Genomic DNA, 16952 nt, shown 5'->3' with positions numbered 1-16952 from the left:
ATTCTTCTAGCTCTCAAAAATTCTAATATCATGATCAAAAATCTGCCCAAAAGAAAAACTAGACCAATGCCATTAGTGGCATAGCCTAGTTTTCCCAAAATTTATCATCAGTACCGATTGACAAAGAGCCAGAAAAGCAACGCTCTCCCAGCCCCGTTAATGAAATTTAATTAGTCCTCGACCTGAGCAGCCGTGATCATGGCAACTTTGTAGACATCATCTGCTACGCAGCCACGAGACAAGTCGGCAATCGAGGCATTCAAGCCCTGTAAGATTGGTCCCACGGCCGTGAAACCACCCAGCCGTTGTGCAATCTTGTAGCCAATGTTACCTGCTTCCAGGCTCGGGAAGATAAAGACGTTGGCCTTACCAGCAACCGGTGAACCCGGAGCCTTCAGCTTAGCAACCTCTGGAACCAATGCTGCGTCAAATTGCATTTCCCCGTCAATTGGAATATCAGGAGCAGCTTCCTTGGCCAACTTCGCAGCTTCGGCCACCTTAGTGACCATCTCGCCCTTTGCTGAGCCCTTGGTAGAAAAGCTCAGCAAAGCAACATGGGGATCAATCCCAAAGAGCTTAGCGGTCTTGGCACTTTGCACAGCTACTTCACTCATCGTCGGAGCATCCAATTCAATGTTGATCGCGCAGTCCGCAAAGACGAAACGCTGATCACCCTTCTGCATGATGAAAGCTCCGCTGATCCGGTGAATTCCCGGCTTGGTCTTTACAATCTGCAGGGCTGGCCGAACCGTGTCACCAGTGGCGTGCACGGCCCCCGATACCATCCCGTCAACCTTGCCCATGTAGACGAGCATTGTTCCAAAGTAACTGACGTCTTCAAGCATCTGATCAACTTGTTCAGGCGTGTTCTTACCATGACGCCGTTCTAATAAGGCATCGTGCATCGCCTGCTTGTCAGCGGCCGGGTACTGAGCCGGATCGAGCTGCTGCACGCCGCTAAGATCCAGTCCTTCCTGTTTGGCCACTGATGCAATTTCATCAGCCTGGCCTAAGACCAGCGGAGTTAAAACACCATCATGGGCGAGCTTGCAAGCCGCCGTCAAAACCCGCGGGTCGCTACCTTCCGGAAAGACGATCGTCCGGTTGGTACCAGCTAATTGGTCCTTCATTTGTGCAAAAATATCCATTGTCTGTCTACTCCTTTAATCCTGTACTTCAACGTGTTCAGGAAGTCGCCAGTCGATTGGCTGTTCCCCCATTGATTCCAGTGCTCGATTGGTCTTGCTGAAGGGGCGCGATCCAAAGAAACCACGATGTGCCGATAACGGACTCGGGTGTGCTGATTCGAGAACGATGTTGCGACTCGTATCGATCAGCACCTTTTTATTGCGGGCTGCCCGGCCCCACAAGATAAAGACCACTGGTTGAGGGCGATCCGACAATGCTTTTATGGCGGCATCGGTCAACTGTTCCCAGCCATGACCGCGGTGGGAAAAAGCGTGACCTGCTCGCACCGTGAGAACTGAGTTCAGTAGTAAGACACCTTGGTCTGCCCAGTGCTTGAGATAGCCATGGTGGACAGGCGGATAGCCCAAATCGGCTTGTAATTCCTTATAGATGTTTTGCAATGATGGTGGCACCGGCACTCCCGGCAAAACCGAAAAGCTGCAGCCATGCGCCTGGTTTGGTTCATGGTACGGGTCCTGTCCCAAAATCACCACTTTCACCTTATGATACGGAGTCCACTCAAATGCCTGAAAAATATGGTGCATCTCCGGATAAACGGTGTAATGGGAATATTCCTGTACCAAGAAATCATGTAGTTGTGCATAGTATGCCGATTCAAATTGTGGTTTTAAAACCGGCCACCAGTCATTATTAATCAGTTCTCTCACAATTAAGCACCTCAATTTCTATTTTATCATATCTTAATGGCGAATTATCGCGATGTTATCAAAAATGGTAACGCTGCCAACAAAAAAAGATCAGATTTGTTTTTTACATTAACTGATCCTGGTAAAATGTAAGAAACAAGCCGAGGAGGGAAGTCATGCCATGCGAAAATTATATTTACGTGACCGCGCCACCGATAGCAGCGCCACCGTCATCTGCGACCAGGATGGCCAGCAAATCTATCTGTTAACTGGCAAATGGGGGTTTCGTCATGACGCGCTCTCCCTCTATACCATGAGCGGTGATCTCTTGGCTGAAGTTCGTCAGCTTTCGTTGGGTATCACACCCAAATTTGCCTTATATCAAAATCACCAACGCGTCGGGACTGTTGGCAAGTCTCTCGGCTTTTTGAAAGAGATCGTCTACATTCAAGGGATCAGTTGGTTGATCGTCGGCAACGGCATCAATAATCATTACCGCTTTCTCCAGGGCTCGCGTTTAATTGCGACATTGGCTCCCGTCGACAAAACCGGACTCAACGTTGCCGAATTGAAAGTTTATGATCAAGCCGACGAACCGCTCGCCATCTTGGTAGCCACCATTCTCAATCATTGGTCGCACAACGGTGACAAAGCTCCCCTGATCAGTCGCTTTCGTCAGCGTTTTGGCCGCAAGATCAGTTCCACATTTCCCTGCAATTTCGCAATTCATAAGTTAGTCGACGAGCTTCATCACTCCCGTTTCAATTCACATTAATTATTATCCGATTAAGGTGGACATTTGGCAAAATTACATTAATAATAGAGACGGGATAAATAGCTGAGGGAGGAATTCATCAATGACGGTAACAATCAAACAGTTTTTGCAAATCAACGATATCACAATCGATGATGTCGCCAAGGAATTAAATCTTAGCGAGGCTCAACTGCAAAAGATCTTTAATACTTCCGTTGTCGAATGGCCAGTCAAAGTGATCAATGCCCTCGCCGTCATCACCCACTCCAATCCTGGTGAAGTGCTGGATGATCTCCAAGACGTTGACTTTAAGCTCGAAATTGACGATCAAGCCCAGACGATTCAAGGTGTCAAAATCGAAGATCCGGACCAGTTCAAACAAATGAAGGTCGGCGTTCGCACTACCTGTATCGAAGGTTGGGAACCGACGCCAGATGACATCCGTCAACTTCTCACGGATCTCAATGACCCTGATACGCCAGACCGCAAAGCCTTGGCTAAATTACTGGAAGATGACGATTAATTAAACACAAGCGACTCGCAACCGCTGGTAAAGCCAAACGTTGCGGGCCGCTTTTTTTATTCTCTTATTGCGGCTATCACTGGACGAGCTGTCGCAATTCCTTAAGCGCCAACGAGAATGACCGATAGCCATCACTAGTCAGAAAGTGGCCGCCCGTATTTTGCACGATCAACTTGGCTCCAATCCCATGAGCCACGGCAACCCCGTCCTGGTAGGGAGCAATCGGGTCATTCTGGGCACAGATAACGGTAGCCTTTGCTAGGCGCTCCTGAATTTTGTCATAATCAAGAGCTGGTTGAACAAAGGAAGCCAGTTCTGGATAGGCTGGCAGTTTCTCAGCAAAGGCCCCCACCAAAAGCAAACGCACTCCCGTTAGCTCTGTATGTCGTTCCACATAACGAAGCGCGGTGACGCAGCCCAAACTGTGGGCAACAATTGTCAACGCCGGAGCAGGCTGAATCTGGCTGTCGCAAGCGTCCTGCCATTGCTGAGGCTCCGGATTAAAAGGTGTCGGCAAGCTTAACCGCTCGACTTGAATTTGCGGCCGGGCTGCTTTCTCCAGCCAAGGGAACCAGTCATCGTCGCGAGTAGACGTACCATGAATTAAGTAGGCCTTTTTTTGCTTGGTCATAATCTAACCCCCACTATTGAATATTTACTACTAAGTCTAAGATACCACATCAAAGCGCTTTGACTATCCATCGCAGCTCTCATATAATTTCGGATAAGAATTCAGCGTGCAAAACAGGAGGTAAACATTTTGGCAACCATCTTTATCAAGGGCTTTGGCCTCATCGGTAGTTCCCTCGGTCGAGCTATCAAAGCGGCTCACCCGACTGACTGTTTGATCATTAGCGATCCGAACCCGGCCACCTTAAAATATGCCCATCAGCATGATTTAGCCGATCAAGAAGTCGATCATTTTCAAGGCGTGAGCGATGCTGACTTTGTGATTCTTGCTAGTCCCGTTTCTGCTATCCAAGATGATTTAAAGAAGCTGGCTACCTTACAGCTCAAGAAGAACGTCATCATTACCGACGTCGGCAGCACCAAACAGTCCATCATGGCCGCTGCTCGGCCCCTCCAAGAAAGGGGCATCACCTTTATTGGGGGTCACCCGATGGCGGGCAGCCAGCAATCTGGGGTGCAGGCCGGGCGAGGCAACTTAATTGCCGGCGCCTACTACTTCCAAGTCTGTCAACCACAAGATCTCAACGCCGCGTACCGAATTCAAGAATTACTGTACGGCCTAGATGCTCACTGGCTGTCCGTCAGTGCCAAAAAGCATGACCAGATCGTCGCTCAATTAAGCCACTTGCCCCACATCGTTGCTGCGGCCTTGGTGAAGCAAACCGCTGCGAGTTTCCGCGATGACCCGCACGCGCTCGAACTAGCGGCCGGAGGCTTCAAAACAATCACCCGGATTGCTTCTTCCGATCCGACAGTATGGACCGCCATCTTGCTTAATAATCGGACTGATATTTTGGAACAGTTGCAAGATTATATCAATGCCCTTCAAAAGGTGCAACAAGCCCTCCAAGACGCAGATAAGGACTCTATTTTCCAACTATTCAGCCAGGCTAAGCAAATTCGCGATGGTCTCAAACAAGCTGACAAACAATGATCACTTTGGCCATAGCAATTAGCACTTTTTAATAATTCGCTAATTTAATCCTCATCAGGCCTTGAAAAAGTTCCTCTTTTTTAATAAAATTGGCACAATTGTGTTTGAATGTTCCTTTCTAGAGCATTCATCCTGGTAATTTTGCTGCCAGGTGCACGAATTCTGAAGTAAAGAGGAATCAACATGAGTGAGAAGCAAAGTCAACCTAAACTAAAGCGGTCAATGACTGCTGGTCAGATGGAAATGATCTCTCTCGGCGGGGCCATCGGTGTTGGTCTGTTCATGGGTGCCACTTCGACAATCAAGTGGACCGGACCATCAGTAATGCTAGCCTACGCCCTGGTCGGGGTTATCTTATACATTGTGATGCGTTCGTTAGGGGAAATGATTTACATCAATCCCGGAACCGGCTCCTTTGCCGACTACGCAACGGAATACGTTCATCCCCTCGCCGGCTACCTTGCCAAATGGGCCAACGTCTTTGAGTACATTGTCGTCGGGATGTCCGAAGTGATCGCTGCAACCGAGTATCTCCAATATTGGTGGCCCAAGTCACCAACTTGGATTGCTGGACTGGTAATCATCGCCCTGCTGGTATTAGCTAACTTGGCGAGTGCTAAGGCCTACGGATCATTGGAATTCTGGTTTGCGATGATCAAAGTCGTCACCATCATTTTAATGATTATCCTCGGCCTGCTGATCATCTTCTTCGGGATCGGCAACGGTGGTCACCCGACCGGCTTCTCCAACTTATGGTCCCATGGCGGTTTCTTTACTGGCGGGGTCAAAGGTTTCTTCTTCTCAATGTCAATCATCGTGGGTTCATACGAAGGAATTGAACTCCTCGGTATTTCCGCTGGGGAAGTCGCCAACCCGCAGCAAGCGATCGTCAAATCAGTAAAGTCCGTCCTCTTTCGGATCCTGATTTTCTACATCGGGGCCATCTTTGTGATCGTCACCATTTACCCATGGAACAAGTTGACGGCCATTGGTTCGCCTTTCGTCCAAACCTTTGCGAAGATCGGCATCACCTCCGCCGCATCGATTATCAATTTCGTTGTCCTGACCGCTGCTCTTTCGGGTGCCAACTCCGGGATTTACAGTTCCAGTCGGATGCTGTGGAAACTGTCGCAGGAAGGCGATGCCCCGAAGATCTTCAATCATTTGTCCAGACGAATCGTCCCCAACGCGGCGATCTTAGGGATTTCCGGTGGGATCCTCATTGGGTTTATCCTCGACCTGATTGCGACGGCAATTAACAAGTCCACTTCCGACATGTTCGTAGTTGTCTTCAGTTCTTCTGTTTTACCCGGGATGGTGCCGTGGTTTGTGATCCTGCTGGCAGAAATGCGTTTCCGGCGCAATAACCCAGATCTGATGAGCAACCACCCCTTCAAGTTGCCGCTATACCCGCTGTCAAACTATTTTGCCTTCATCATGTTAATCGTAATTGTGATTTTCATGTTCATCAACCCTGACACTCGGGTATCTGTTACCGTTGGGGCTGCGGTCCTGATCATCGCTACCCTCGTCTACCTTCACCGTTGGGGCCTCAGTCGGACGCCACACGGTTTGAATGATAACCATTAATTAATAACGAAAAGCAGCAGCGATTCACTTCTTGACGAATCACTGCTGCTTTTTAAAACCATCCCGTCAAATTTTTGACAATAAAAAGGACTAGTGGAACCAACAACGCCGGCAAAAAGTTGAGCGTCTTCAGATCCCGAAGCTTTAACAGTGAAATCCCGGTGGTGGCAATCAAAAAGCCACCCACAATCGCAATTTCCGTTATCAATGGCTGCGTAAAAAAACTGGCTGACAAAAACTTCGCCACCAGATAAATGCTTCCCTGCCAAACCAGCAGCACGGGAGCTGCCGCCAGCATCCCCCAACCAAAACTGGCGCCGAAAGCAACTGCCGTCACCAGGTCCAGCGTCGCGTTGGTATAGAGCATCGTATTATCACCCTTTACGGCCGCCATTACCGGTCCCACGATCGACAAGGCGCCGATACAGTAGAGCAGCATTGCTGAGGTCAATCCCTTGCCCAGTTCGGATTTGCCACCACATTTTTCGACGAAGCGGTTAAAGCGGCCATCAACATCCCACCAGGTCCCCAACAGCACGCCAATCGACAGGCTCACAATAAACATCACCGGATAACGACTTTTCGGTAAATTATTGACCACGTTTTCAACGCCGATTCCGAGAGCTGCCAAGCCCATTGAACTAAAAAGCGCTTTTTCGTATTTTTCCTTGAGACCGCCTTTTATCAGACAGCCCGCTGCCGTTCCAACTAAAATCGCCAAAAAATTGGCAACGGTGCCAATCATTTTAATCCCCCCACAGAGTAACTATTTATTCACCATTTCAGTGTAACCGAGTTGCTTTTCACGCGTCAAATCCATTTTAACCTTCCCCCAAAACCAACCAGTCCCTCCTTAATTACATTCAAGTAACATTCCAGTTACAATGTTGTTATGAATGGCGGGGAGGCCTTGAGAAGCATCCCGCTCTTTTTTATACTTAATTGGTGTATGGAAAGAAAGAATGAGATTGATTTGCTTACTATCTGGAGGGAAATCAAATTTTAGTGCATCGAAAACAAAACCAAGTTAATTTGCATCATAAATTATTGACAATGACGGTAGCACTCGTTGCCGGCATTGGTCTGTGGGGCGCCAAAAACGCCCAGGCGGCTGATAATCAACCAGCTGCTACCACCGACGCAGCTTCATCGCTCGTCGCATCAAACGACAACAACAATAATAATTACAATTACAACAAAAACACCACTGACCTGACGGCAAATACCCAGCAAGGTTGGCAAGAAAGCAACAATAATAAGTACTACTATGCCAACGGCCAAAAACAAACGGGGTTGCAAACCATCAACGGTTCCACCTACTACCTCAATCCGAACCAAGGAGATAGTTACGGAGCTGTTCAGACCGGCTGGCAGCAAATCAACAATCACTGGTACCACTTTAATAATGACGGTGCAGCAGATACTGGCTGGTATGAATCCGCCGCTAAGAACTGGTACTACTTTAACGATGACGGAACCGCCAAGAGCGGCTGGTTCAAGTCAGGGGCCGGTAACTGGTACTATTTTGATAACCAAAATGCCTGGGCGGACAAAAATTGGCAACGGATCAACAATAACTGGTATTACTTCGACCCGACCAACACCTGGGCCGACCGGGGCTGGTTCAAGTCAGGGGCCGGCAACTGGTACTACTTTGACCAGCAAAACGTTTGGGCCCAGACTGGTTGGCAAAAGATCAACGGCGTTTGGTACTACTTCGATAACCAAAACGCCTGGGCACTGAAAAATTGGCAAAAGATTAACGGTGTCTGGTACTACTTCAAAGACTCCTGTGGAATGGCCGCTAACGAAGCCTTTAGCGATGGCTACAACAGCTACTGGGCTGATGCCAGTGGCGCAACCAGCCGTCTCAGTGGCCACCAAGCCTTTTTAGCTAGCATCAAGCAGGGCGCTTTGGAAGGTTGGAAGCAATTTGGCGTTTTGCCTTCTCTAACCGCCGCCCAAGCAATCTTGGAAAGTGGCTGGGGCCAATCTAAATTGGCCACCGAAGGCCATAACCTCTTTGGGATCAAAGGTAGCTACAATGGCCAATCCATCATGATGCGCACTGCTGAATATGGCGGTGGCGGTTATTATTACATTAACGCTGCTTTCCGGCGTTACAGTAACAACTCCGAAAGTATCCTGGACCACGGTCGTTTCTTAGCACAAAATTCCCGTTATCGCAACCTGTTGTGGGACCGCAACTACCGGGATGTCACTTACAAGATTCGTCTCGATGGTTACGCCACTGCCCCAAGTTACACTACGAGTCTCAACAACATCATTCAAAGCTACGGCTTAGATGCCTGGGATCGTGAAGTTTAAGTTCGAATTAATAATCTCGCAAAATAAAAGATAGCCAGCTGAAATGGATTCAATCATCCACTTCAGCTGGCTTTTTTCTTGTGGCTATTTCTTTGAAAACAGCAAAATGGCGACCAGCGAAATCCATCGATTCCGGCGGCCGCCATTTTTTAACTTAGTTATTGATGTAAGCTTTACAGGCTAATCGTCTGCTTCTTGTCGCTCAGTTCAACCTTCTTTACGTCACTGCCAATGTGCAGGTACAGCGTCGGCAAAGCCTTCAGAACACTAACATCGATCGTCAGCTTGCCATCCTTAACGTCAACCGTAATTTCACCATGGCGTTCGCCGTTTTCATCAACAACGGCTTGGGTGTGGTGACCTTCAGTCGGCTGATAAACATGAACTTCAGGAGCACTGAGGTAGTCGTACTCAGCGTGTTCAGCCTTCGGGTTGGTCAACAGGATCGAGTCCTGCTTTGCCAACAACGGTAGGCTCATGTAGTCAAACTTCTCGTCGAACCACTGACCGTCATCAACATCATAGTCCTTGCCCGTCAGGGTGTTAGTCCAGTGACCAGCTGGCAGGTAGTAGTGTGCTTCGCTACGGTCATTGAAGATCGGTGCTACCAACAGGTCGTCACCGAGCATGTACTGGGTCCCAAGTGACTGTGCCGAGGCATCGTCAGGGAATTCCATGAACATTGGCCGCATCATCGGGTAACCACTTTCGTGGGTAGCCACTGCCTGTGAGTACAGGTATGGCATCAGAGAAAGCTTGTTCTTGACGAACTTGCGAGAAACCGCAACGGCTTCCTCACCATAGTGCCACGGAACCCGGTATTCAGTACTGCCATGGTACCGACTGTGGGTAGACAAAAGACCGAATTGCGTCCAGCGCTTGTAAAGGTCAGCTGGACAGTGGTCGTTGAAGCCACCAATGTCGTGGCTCCAGAAACCGAAGCCTGAACTCATGAAGGACAGGCCACCGCGCAGTGAAGCTGCCATTGAAGTGTAGCGAGAGTCGCTGTCGCCACCCCAGTGAACTGGGAACTTCTGTGAACCAACCGTTGCGGAACGAGCAAAGACAGCAGCCTGCTTTTCGCCGTGAACTTCTTGGATTGCTTCGAAAACGGCCTTGTTGTAGAGGTAAGTGTAGTAGTTGTGCATCCGCTTCGGGTCGGAACCGTCATAGAAGACAGCATCCTTGACCGGAATCCGTTCACCAAAGTCAGTCTTGAAGACGTCGACACCCATCTTCAACAGGTCATGCAGGTAACCCTTGTACCACTTAACAGCGTCCGGATTAGTGAAGTCAACAAAGGCGTTGCCTGGTTGCCAGAGATCCCATTGCCAAGGATTACCATCATGACGCTTGATCAGGTAGCCCTTGTCGCGAGCTTCTTTGAAGAGCCGGGACTTCTGGGAAATGTATGGGTTCAACCAAACACAAACCTTGATCCCCCGGTCATGAATCTTCTTGATCAGACCTTCTGGGTCTGGGAACATGTCCTTATCCCATTCGAAGCTAGTCCATTCGAAGCCCTTCATCCAGAAGCAGTCGAAGTGGAAGACGTCCAACGGAACATCGTTTTCCTTCATCTTATCAATGATGCTCAGAACCGTCTTTTCACTGTAGTCAGTGGTGAAGGAAGTAGTCAGCCAGAGGCCAAAGCTCCAGGAAGGCGGCAATGCCGGACGACCGGTCAGCAAGGTGTAACGGCCGAGCACATCCTTAGCAGTTGGCCCGTAGACGATGTAGTATTGGATGCTTTCGCCTTCAACGGAGAATTGAACCTTGTCGTTGTATTCGGAAGCAACTTCGAAGGAAACCGTTTCAGGCTGATCAACAAAGACCCCGTAGCCGCGATTGGTCATGTAGAATGGAATGTTCTTGTAAGTCTGCTCACTACCAGTCCCGGCATCCTTGTTGACAATGTCGACAGATTGGCCGTTCTTGACAAAGTTGGTAAACCGTTCGCCCAGGCCGTAAACATTTTCGTTGACGTCAAGGTTCAAAGCTTCCCGCATGTAATGCTTGTGGTTCTTGGTATCCTTGATTTCGCCTTCCATGCCATCAACTGATTCGGTCAGCAGCTTGCCATCACCGAAAAACTTAATGTCAAATGGAGCTTTGTTACCGTAAGAGAACTGGGCTGTCAACTTGCCGGAAGTGAAGCTAACGCTCTGGTCTTCCTTCTTGACTGCCAACTTCTTCTTGGCATCATTTAAGTGGAATGATGGGCCTTTCGGCAGCTGATCAAAGTGGGTCAGCTTGATACCGATGATGTTTTCTTGCGGTGAGGTAACATCGATCGTCGTCCCACCCAGGTCGTTCATCTGTGAACGGTTGGTAACAACGGCGTATGGTGCAAACAACGTTGCTTTAGTTTGGTCATCATTTAAATGGTAATCATAAACTTCATGTGGTGACTGGATTGAGAAGTTGTCCCGTACCAGCCAGAGGCCATTAGTAAATTTCATATTTGTCTTCCTCCTAAACTAGGAATCAATAAGTTGTTATTAAGAACCAACTAACTTGACGCTTCAAATTGTAAGCGCTAACCGGTGAAAAAGTCAACCCCCTATTGGTTTTTATTTCATTAATTTTTTAAAGAGTGCCTCTGTAAAGGAAAGAAAAAATCTAAAGCTAAGAAATTAGGGAAATGTGCAAACGATTACAAGAAAGCCCTTGCATTATCGCCAAAATGGAGTATCATAAGTTGGTGTAAGAGAACAACTAACATTGACAGGCAATTGTTATTTCTTCTATCTACATTGTTAAATGCTTTAATTTTGGAGAGTGATTACTATGGATAAAGCCAATGTTGATGTAGAAAAAACTAACTTCGTCCACTGGCCTGAGCGGATCAGTTACGCAGCTAGTGATTTTGCATGTAACTTATCATTTGGTTTAATTTCAAACTTCTTAATGTACTTCTACACCGACGCCTTCGGAATTTCCGCAGCCGTCGTTGGGACGCTGTTCCTGGTTGCCCGGTTGGTTGATGCCGTCGATGGTCCTTTCTGGGGGATCATGATTGACCACACCCACACCCGCTGGGGCAAGAGCCGTCCTTACTGGTTATGGTTCAGTATTCCGTATGCTATCTTCTGTGTCTTAACCTTCACGACGCCAAACATTAGCGTCCAAGGTAAGATCGTATGGGCCTACATCACTTACATCGGTGTCGATGTTCTCTATTCATCAGTTAACATCCCAATCACGTCCGTCCTGCCAAACTTAACGCCAAATCCAAACGAACGTGTTACTCTGTCTACTATCCGTCAATTCTTCGGGACTGCCGGTGGGACGATTATTTCCGTCGTCGCTTTGCCACTGGTTCAAGCTTTGGGTCACGGCGACCAACGGAAAGGGTTCTTCCTTACTACTTTGATCATGGCGATCTTGAGTGCCATCATCTTGTTGAACACCTTTGCTAACACGCGTGAACGGGTTCAAACCAAGAACTCTCAAAAGGCCTTGCCAATCAAGACTTCACTGAAGGCCTTGAAGCACAACTGGCCATGGGCTGTTATCATCTTCATCAACTTCATTTACTGGTTGGGGATGCAAACACGGAACCAAGTTGCCGTTTACTTCTTCAAGTACAACATGCACGCTGCTTGGCTGACTTCCATTATGCTGGGTCTGCAATTGGCTGCCCTGCTGACTGTTGCCATTACGCCATGGGCTTCCAAGCGCTTCGGTAAGCGGAACACCATGCTGACTGGGATGCTTGTTGCCATCCTTGGTCAATTGCTGATGGCAATCGGTGCTAAGACCCTGAACGTTTGGGTCATCGTTGCTGCCAACATTGTTGTTAACCTTGGTACTGGTTTAGTTTCAGGTCTGATTGCCGTTATGCTTGCCGACTCTGTTGACTACGGTGAATGGAAGAACGGTGTGCGTGCCGAAGGGATCGTTACCTCCTTCTCAAGCTTTAGTGCGAAGTTCGGGATGGGGATCGGTGGTGCCATCACCGGTTGGATCCTGAATGCCGGTGGTTACGTTGCTAACCACGCCCAAACCGCTTCTTCATTGAACGCCATTACTGCTAACTACGTCTGGGTTCCAATTATTGGTTTCGCCCTTTCAGCTATTGCCCTGATCTTCTACAAGGTTGACTCCTTCGAAGGCCAGATGCAAAGTGATCTGCGTAAGAAGCACCTGCGGGAAAACGCTGAAGACAACAAGTAAACAAAACGGAATTAAGTAAATTCGAAAACAAGGGAATCCAGAAGCTAAGCACCTTTTCTGGGTTCCCTTTTTATCAAAATAAGGAGCAAGATCCATGACAACAACTTCAAAATATCTCAGCATTGATATCGGCGGCTCCAGCATCAAGTTCGGCTTAATGGACCACGCTGGCCAAATCATCAGTCGCGGCAAGGTTACGACGCCGCAAAAACTCGATCCCTTTGTCAAACAGATTCTCGCCCTCGTCAGTCAATATGTCAGCCAGATCAAGGGGGTTGCCATCTGTGCACCGGGCAAAATCGATCCCCATGACGGCCGAATCTACTATGGCGGTGCCCTGACCTTCCTCGACAAACTGAGTCTGCCGGAAACAATCCATCAGCATTTTGGCAACGATTTGATCGTCACCGTTGAAAATGATGGCAAGTGTGCTGCCCTTTCCGAGCTCTGGCTGGGTAACCTCCACGGTATCGACAACGGGGCGGCGGTCGTACTCGGCACCGGTGTCGGCGGCGGGCTGATCCTCGATGGTCACCTTTACCGGGGTACTCATTTCCAAGCTGGTGAGCTCAGCTTCCTACCTTCCTACGGCGCTCCTAATGATATTGTGAATAACAATTACGGAATTAACGGGTCGGCCGTTAAAATGGTTGCTAAAATCGCTAAGCACTACGGTTTTGACACCGGCGACGGCTTGCGTGCTTTTAAGAAAATCAAAAAGGGCAAGAAGTTTGCCAAGAAAGTCTTTAACAACTACTGTCGGCAAATTGCCGAAATGATCTTTGCCATCCAGTCCATCATCGATGTTCAGCGTTACGTCATCGGCGGGGGCATTTCAGCACAGCCGATCGTTGCCAAGCGAATCCACCATTATCTAAAAAAGATGGTAAAACGCCAAGCCACCATCAGCCATCCAGAAGTTGTCACTGCCCACTTCCATAATGACGCAAACCTTTACGGTGCCTTATACAATCTCTTATTGAGAGTCAACAACGAAATTTAACAGGAGGATTCATCCAATGTACCAAAATAATCCAGAAACTTTCCCTAAACACTTCCTCTGGGGTGGTGCAACTGCCGCCAACCAAATCGAAGGAGCTTGGAACATCGACGGCAAGCAGTTATCCGACTCCGGCTGTATCAAAGGGGCCGGCACCGGTTCGATTGCCGACACGCTCGACAATGCTACTCGTCAATCCCTGCAGGAAGCGATTGATGATCCCAGTGCGGATAATTATCCGAAGCGACGCGGGGTTGACTTCTACCATCACTACCAAGAAGATATCAAGCTGATCGCCAAAATGGGGGCAAAGGCTTTCCGAATTTCAATTGCCTGGTCCCGAATCTTCCCCCACGGTGACGAAGCGCAGCCGAACCAAGCCGGCCTTGATTTTTACCGTCGCGTCTTCCAAACGATGCACGAATACGGCATTGAACCAGTAGTGACAATTTCTCATTACGAAATGCCAGTTGGTTTAACAATGAAGTACAACGGCTGGGCTAGTCGGCAGGCAATCGACGACTTTTTGCGCTATGCCAAGACGATCATCGATGCCTACCATAGCCAAGTTAAATACTGGCTGACCTTTAACGAAATCAACACCGGTCTGACCGGCTTCCACGAAACCGGTGCAACCGAAGAAGACCTAACCACGGAAGACGAAAAACTGCAACGTCGCTTCCAGGCCCTGCATCATCAATTTGTTGCCAGCTCCCTGGCTACCAAGTACCTACACGAAGTGGATCCGACCTGTCGAATGGGCTGCATGCTGGCCAAGGCCATTACCTACCCGGCTACGCCGAATCCCAAGGACGCCCTTGCTGCTCAGCAGGAAAACCAGCTAACCCTCTTTTTCACCGACGTTCAGGTCCGCGGCGAGTATCCAAACTACATGAACCGCTACTTTGCTGATCACAACATCCACATCAAGATGGCGACGGACGATCAGATGATCATCAAGAAGTACCCGGTTGACTTTATCAGTATCAGCTACTACCATTCGGACGTCACTGCCGCTAAGGAAGGCCAGACAGGATTTGCTAGCAACTGTGAACACGTTCATAATGACTACCTGGAAGAAACACCATGGAAATGGTCAATTGACCCTGATGGCCTACGGATGTCCCTGAATGAACTCTGGGATCGTTACCAAAAGCCGATCTTCATCGTCGAAAACGGGATGGGGACGACAGATAAAGTCGGTGCCGATGGGGTTGTTCACGACCCTTACCGGATCGCCTACTTCCGTTCCCACATCAAGGCAACCAAGGAAGCGATCAAGGATGGGGTTTCCGTCATCGGCTACCTCGTCTGGGCTCCGATCGACATGGTCTCTAATTCCACTTCGCAGATGTCCAAACGTTACGGCCTCATCTACATCGATCTGCATGATGACGGTAGCGGGACGATGAAGCGCACGCCGAAGGATTCTTATTATTGGTTCCAACGGGTGATCAAGAGCAATGGTCAGGAACTCGACTAAGGTTATAGAACTCGTCGATCAACGGTCGGGCGTCTGGAAGCCTGGCTAGTTTTTATGAAAAATAAAGGGAGATGGATGAATCCAATAGATTCATTCGTCTCCCTTTTGCTTTCATCAATTTTGCCTTCACCGAGGTCGAGTCAGCGGATCGGCCACCGTGCTATCTCCGTTTTGCACATGGCGTTTTCGCAAATCATCAATAATTTCAGCATATTTGGCTTCTGTAATGGGGTAAGCCAGCATCAAAAGAATCGCAATAATTGACATCGCAATTGGATAGAGATAGGTAACCCCCCTAATCCCCATTAACGCTTGCGCCGTCTGCGCTTGATTAGGAACATAACCAACGATTGAAAGTACATATCCCGGAATAAAGCCAGCTGCTGCCGTCGCAATTTTCCTAAACCAGGTGTAGGACGAATAGGTAATTCCTTCGGCGCGTATATTAGTCTTCCACTCGCCATACTCAATGACGTCCGAGATCAAAGCCCAATTGAGGGCCGTCATAATCCCATTCCCGAAAAAGGCAATGCTCATTAAGATCGCAAAGGAAAGACCAGTATGGACCCAAAAGAAGCCAATAGTATCAGCGATTACCCAGATAAGTCCGCCGAGGATATACACCTTTTTCTTCCCAAAAAGCTTCGTCAGCTGTGGCATTACCCCTGCGGCAATAATTGAGCAGCCAATCGTAAAAAAGCTCATATAAGAAACAATTTTGATGTTATGAAGTACGTACTGGGCAAAGTAAAATTGAACAGCTAATTTTACGTTATAAGCTGAAAAGGTACAAAAATTGACTAGACATAAAATCAATAGAGGCCCGTTATGGAAGACGGCCTTAAAACCGTGGAAAATTTCCCGAATTGACTGTTTGTCGGACAAGGCTTTGCTAGTGTAGTTTTCCTTGATGTTGAAATAGCAAAGCCACTGAGCAATCACCCCAATAATAGCAAAGATAATCACCCCGACCGTATAACCCGCTTGCTGGGTCGGGAGCATCATCACAATCGGCATGAAGGCTACATTATCCAATAATAGCCCGGAATTGGAACCGATGTTGCGCCACGAAGCTAGTTGCGACCGTTCTTCACTGTTCTTCGTCATTGTTGGCTGCATCGAACCATAGGGAATGTTAGAAATGCTATAGACAGTTCCAAAAATCATGTAAGAAACATAGGCCCAAACGATTTTGCCAGTCATGGTGAAATTCGGAATGGAAAAATTAGCTATCAGCAATGACACCATCGGAATGGCAGCCCACAAGATAAATGGCCGAAATTTGCCGCGGGCGCCAATGTGGCGGCGATTATCGACCCAGGTTCCGACAGTAATATCAGCAAAGGCGTCCCAGACCTTAGCAACAACAAAAACCCCGCCCGCGATCGCCGGTGCGATCTTAATGGTATCAGTTAAGTATTTTAATAAATACAATTGGCCCATTTCAAAGACGACATTATAACCAAAATCTCCCAAACCGTATCCGACTTTTTCGCGAAGACTAAGCACTTTGGGAAAATTATCTTTGCTGGTGTCCATGAAGCTCTCCCTTGATAAAATGCATTAGTTGCCAGTTAAAATGTTAAAAAGTTTATCACAATAGTTATTGATTAAAATCCGATAATCACATAGTCAT

The 16952-nt window shown here is 48.2% G+C and carries 14 protein-coding genes; 8 read left to right on the top strand and 6 right to left on the bottom strand.

All coding sequences use genetic code 11. The features are described 5' to 3' along the window. Window positions 1-170 precede the first annotated feature (170 nt). A complete protein-coding gene (pta, locus tag QOR82_RS01655; protein ID WP_283583030.1) occupies window positions 171-1148 on the bottom strand; it encodes a phosphate acetyltransferase in 978 nt (325 codons plus the stop codon). Window positions 1149-1163: 15 nt separating this feature from the next. Continuing rightward, window positions 1164-1856 (bottom strand): uracil-DNA glycosylase, encoded by a 693-nt coding sequence (locus QOR82_RS01650; protein WP_283583029.1) that lies wholly within the window; start codon window positions 1854-1856, stop codon window positions 1164-1166. Window positions 1857-2016: 160 nt separating this feature from the next. Here QOR82_RS01650 and QOR82_RS01645 point away from each other — a divergent pair, with 160 nt between their 5' ends. Together QOR82_RS01645 and QOR82_RS01640 are read left to right on the top strand one after the other, a co-directional pair. After that, window positions 2017-2610, top strand: a complete 594-nt coding sequence (locus tag QOR82_RS01645) for an LURP-one-related/scramblase family protein (RefSeq protein ID WP_283583028.1) — start codon at window positions 2017-2019, stop codon at window positions 2608-2610. An 82-nt stretch (window positions 2611-2692) separates the two neighbouring features. Further along, on the top strand, window positions 2693-3112 hold the full coding sequence (locus tag QOR82_RS01640) for a helix-turn-helix domain-containing protein (protein ID WP_283583027.1): 420 nt from the start codon (window positions 2693-2695) through the stop codon (window positions 3110-3112). 76 nt (window positions 3113-3188) lie between these two features. On the opposite strand, the gene QOR82_RS01635 is transcribed toward QOR82_RS01640, so the two are convergent. Further along, the gene (locus QOR82_RS01635; protein ID WP_283583026.1) at window positions 3189-3743 is read right to left on the bottom strand and encodes an RBBP9/YdeN family alpha/beta hydrolase; all 555 of its coding nucleotides are present in this window, start codon (window positions 3741-3743) and stop codon (window positions 3189-3191) included. A gap of 129 nt (window positions 3744-3872) precedes the next feature. Between QOR82_RS01635 and QOR82_RS01630 the strand changes: the two genes are divergently transcribed. Continuing rightward, window positions 3873-4736, top strand: coding sequence for a prephenate dehydrogenase (locus QOR82_RS01630; protein WP_283583025.1), 864 nt, complete (start codon window positions 3873-3875; stop codon window positions 4734-4736). Between the two features lie 183 nt (window positions 4737-4919). Beyond that, entirely contained in the window at window positions 4920-6326 is a 1407-nt protein-coding gene (locus QOR82_RS01625; RefSeq protein ID WP_283583024.1) for an amino acid permease, read from the top strand. A 52-nt stretch (window positions 6327-6378) separates the two neighbouring features. On the opposite strand, the gene QOR82_RS01620 is transcribed toward QOR82_RS01625, so the two are convergent. Beyond that, window positions 6379-7071 carry a DUF554 domain-containing protein gene (locus QOR82_RS01620; RefSeq protein WP_283583023.1) on the bottom strand — a complete coding sequence of 231 codons (693 nt, stop codon included), beginning with the start codon at window positions 7069-7071 and terminating at the stop codon, window positions 6379-6381. 260 nt (window positions 7072-7331) lie between these two features. On the opposite strand from QOR82_RS01620, the gene QOR82_RS09475 reads away from it, so the two are divergent. Next, window positions 7332-8654, top strand: coding sequence for a glucosaminidase domain-containing protein (locus QOR82_RS09475; RefSeq protein ID WP_408612900.1), 1323 nt, complete (start codon window positions 7332-7334; stop codon window positions 8652-8654). Window positions 8655-8827: 173 nt separating this feature from the next. Here QOR82_RS09475 and yicI read toward each other — a convergent pair whose 3' ends face one another. Then, window positions 8828-11116 carry an alpha-xylosidase gene (gene yicI / locus QOR82_RS01605; protein ID WP_283583022.1) on the bottom strand — a complete coding sequence of 763 codons (2289 nt, stop codon included), beginning with the start codon at window positions 11114-11116 and terminating at the stop codon, window positions 8828-8830. Window positions 11117-11444: 328 nt separating this feature from the next. On the opposite strand from yicI, the gene QOR82_RS01600 reads away from it, so the two are divergent. The 3 genes from QOR82_RS01600 (at window position 11445) to QOR82_RS01590 (ending at window position 15316) form a co-directional block, all read left to right on the top strand. After that, a complete protein-coding gene (locus QOR82_RS01600) occupies window positions 11445-12833 on the top strand; it encodes an MFS transporter (RefSeq protein WP_283583021.1) in 1389 nt (462 codons plus the stop codon). Between the two features lie 94 nt (window positions 12834-12927). Then, window positions 12928-13836 (top strand): ROK family protein, encoded by a 909-nt coding sequence (locus QOR82_RS01595; protein WP_283583020.1) that lies wholly within the window; start codon window positions 12928-12930, stop codon window positions 13834-13836. 16 nt (window positions 13837-13852) lie between these two features. Further along, complete coding sequence (locus QOR82_RS01590; protein WP_283583019.1) at window positions 13853-15316, top strand: glycoside hydrolase family 1 protein; 1464 nt, start codon at window positions 13853-13855, stop codon at window positions 15314-15316. A 126-nt stretch (window positions 15317-15442) separates the two neighbouring features. Here the strand turns inward: QOR82_RS01590 and QOR82_RS01585 are convergent, their stop codons facing one another. Beyond that, window positions 15443-16855, bottom strand: coding sequence for an MFS transporter (locus tag QOR82_RS01585; RefSeq protein ID WP_283583018.1), 1413 nt, complete (start codon window positions 16853-16855; stop codon window positions 15443-15445). Window positions 16856-16952 lie beyond the last annotated feature (97 nt).

This window comes from Limosilactobacillus difficilis, assembly GCF_947387495.1.
Lineage (GTDB): Bacteria > Bacillota > Bacilli > Lactobacillales > Lactobacillaceae > Limosilactobacillus > Limosilactobacillus difficilis.
Note: the sequence above shows the minus strand (reverse complement) of the source record. Positions and strands in the feature narration are given on the sequence as shown.

Coding starts and splice junctions, on each gene's coding strand:
- pta (WP_283583030.1), bottom strand. CDS start 1,148: ATGGATATTTTTGCACAAATGAAGGACCAATTAGCTGGTACCAACCGG.
- QOR82_RS01645 (WP_283583028.1), top strand. CDS start 2,017: ATGCGAAAATTATATTTACGTGACCGCGCCACCGATAGCAGCGCCACC.
- QOR82_RS01640 (WP_283583027.1), top strand. CDS start 2,693: ATGACGGTAACAATCAAACAGTTTTTGCAAATCAACGATATCACAATC.
- QOR82_RS01635 (WP_283583026.1), bottom strand. CDS start 3,743: ATGACCAAGCAAAAAAAGGCCTACTTAATTCATGGTACGTCTACTCGC.
- QOR82_RS01625 (WP_283583024.1), top strand. CDS start 4,920: ATGAGTGAGAAGCAAAGTCAACCTAAACTAAAGCGGTCAATGACTGCT.
- QOR82_RS01620 (WP_283583023.1), bottom strand. CDS start 7,071: ATGATTGGCACCGTTGCCAATTTTTTGGCGATTTTAGTTGGAACGGCA.
- yicI (WP_283583022.1), bottom strand. CDS start 11,116: ATGAAATTTACTAATGGCCTCTGGCTGGTACGGGACAACTTCTCAATC.
- QOR82_RS01600 (WP_283583021.1), top strand. CDS start 11,445: ATGGATAAAGCCAATGTTGATGTAGAAAAAACTAACTTCGTCCACTGG.
- QOR82_RS01595 (WP_283583020.1), top strand. CDS start 12,928: ATGACAACAACTTCAAAATATCTCAGCATTGATATCGGCGGCTCCAGC.
- QOR82_RS01590 (WP_283583019.1), top strand. CDS start 13,853: ATGTACCAAAATAATCCAGAAACTTTCCCTAAACACTTCCTCTGGGGT.
- QOR82_RS01585 (WP_283583018.1), bottom strand. CDS start 16,855: ATGGACACCAGCAAAGATAATTTTCCCAAAGTGCTTAGTCTTCGCGAA.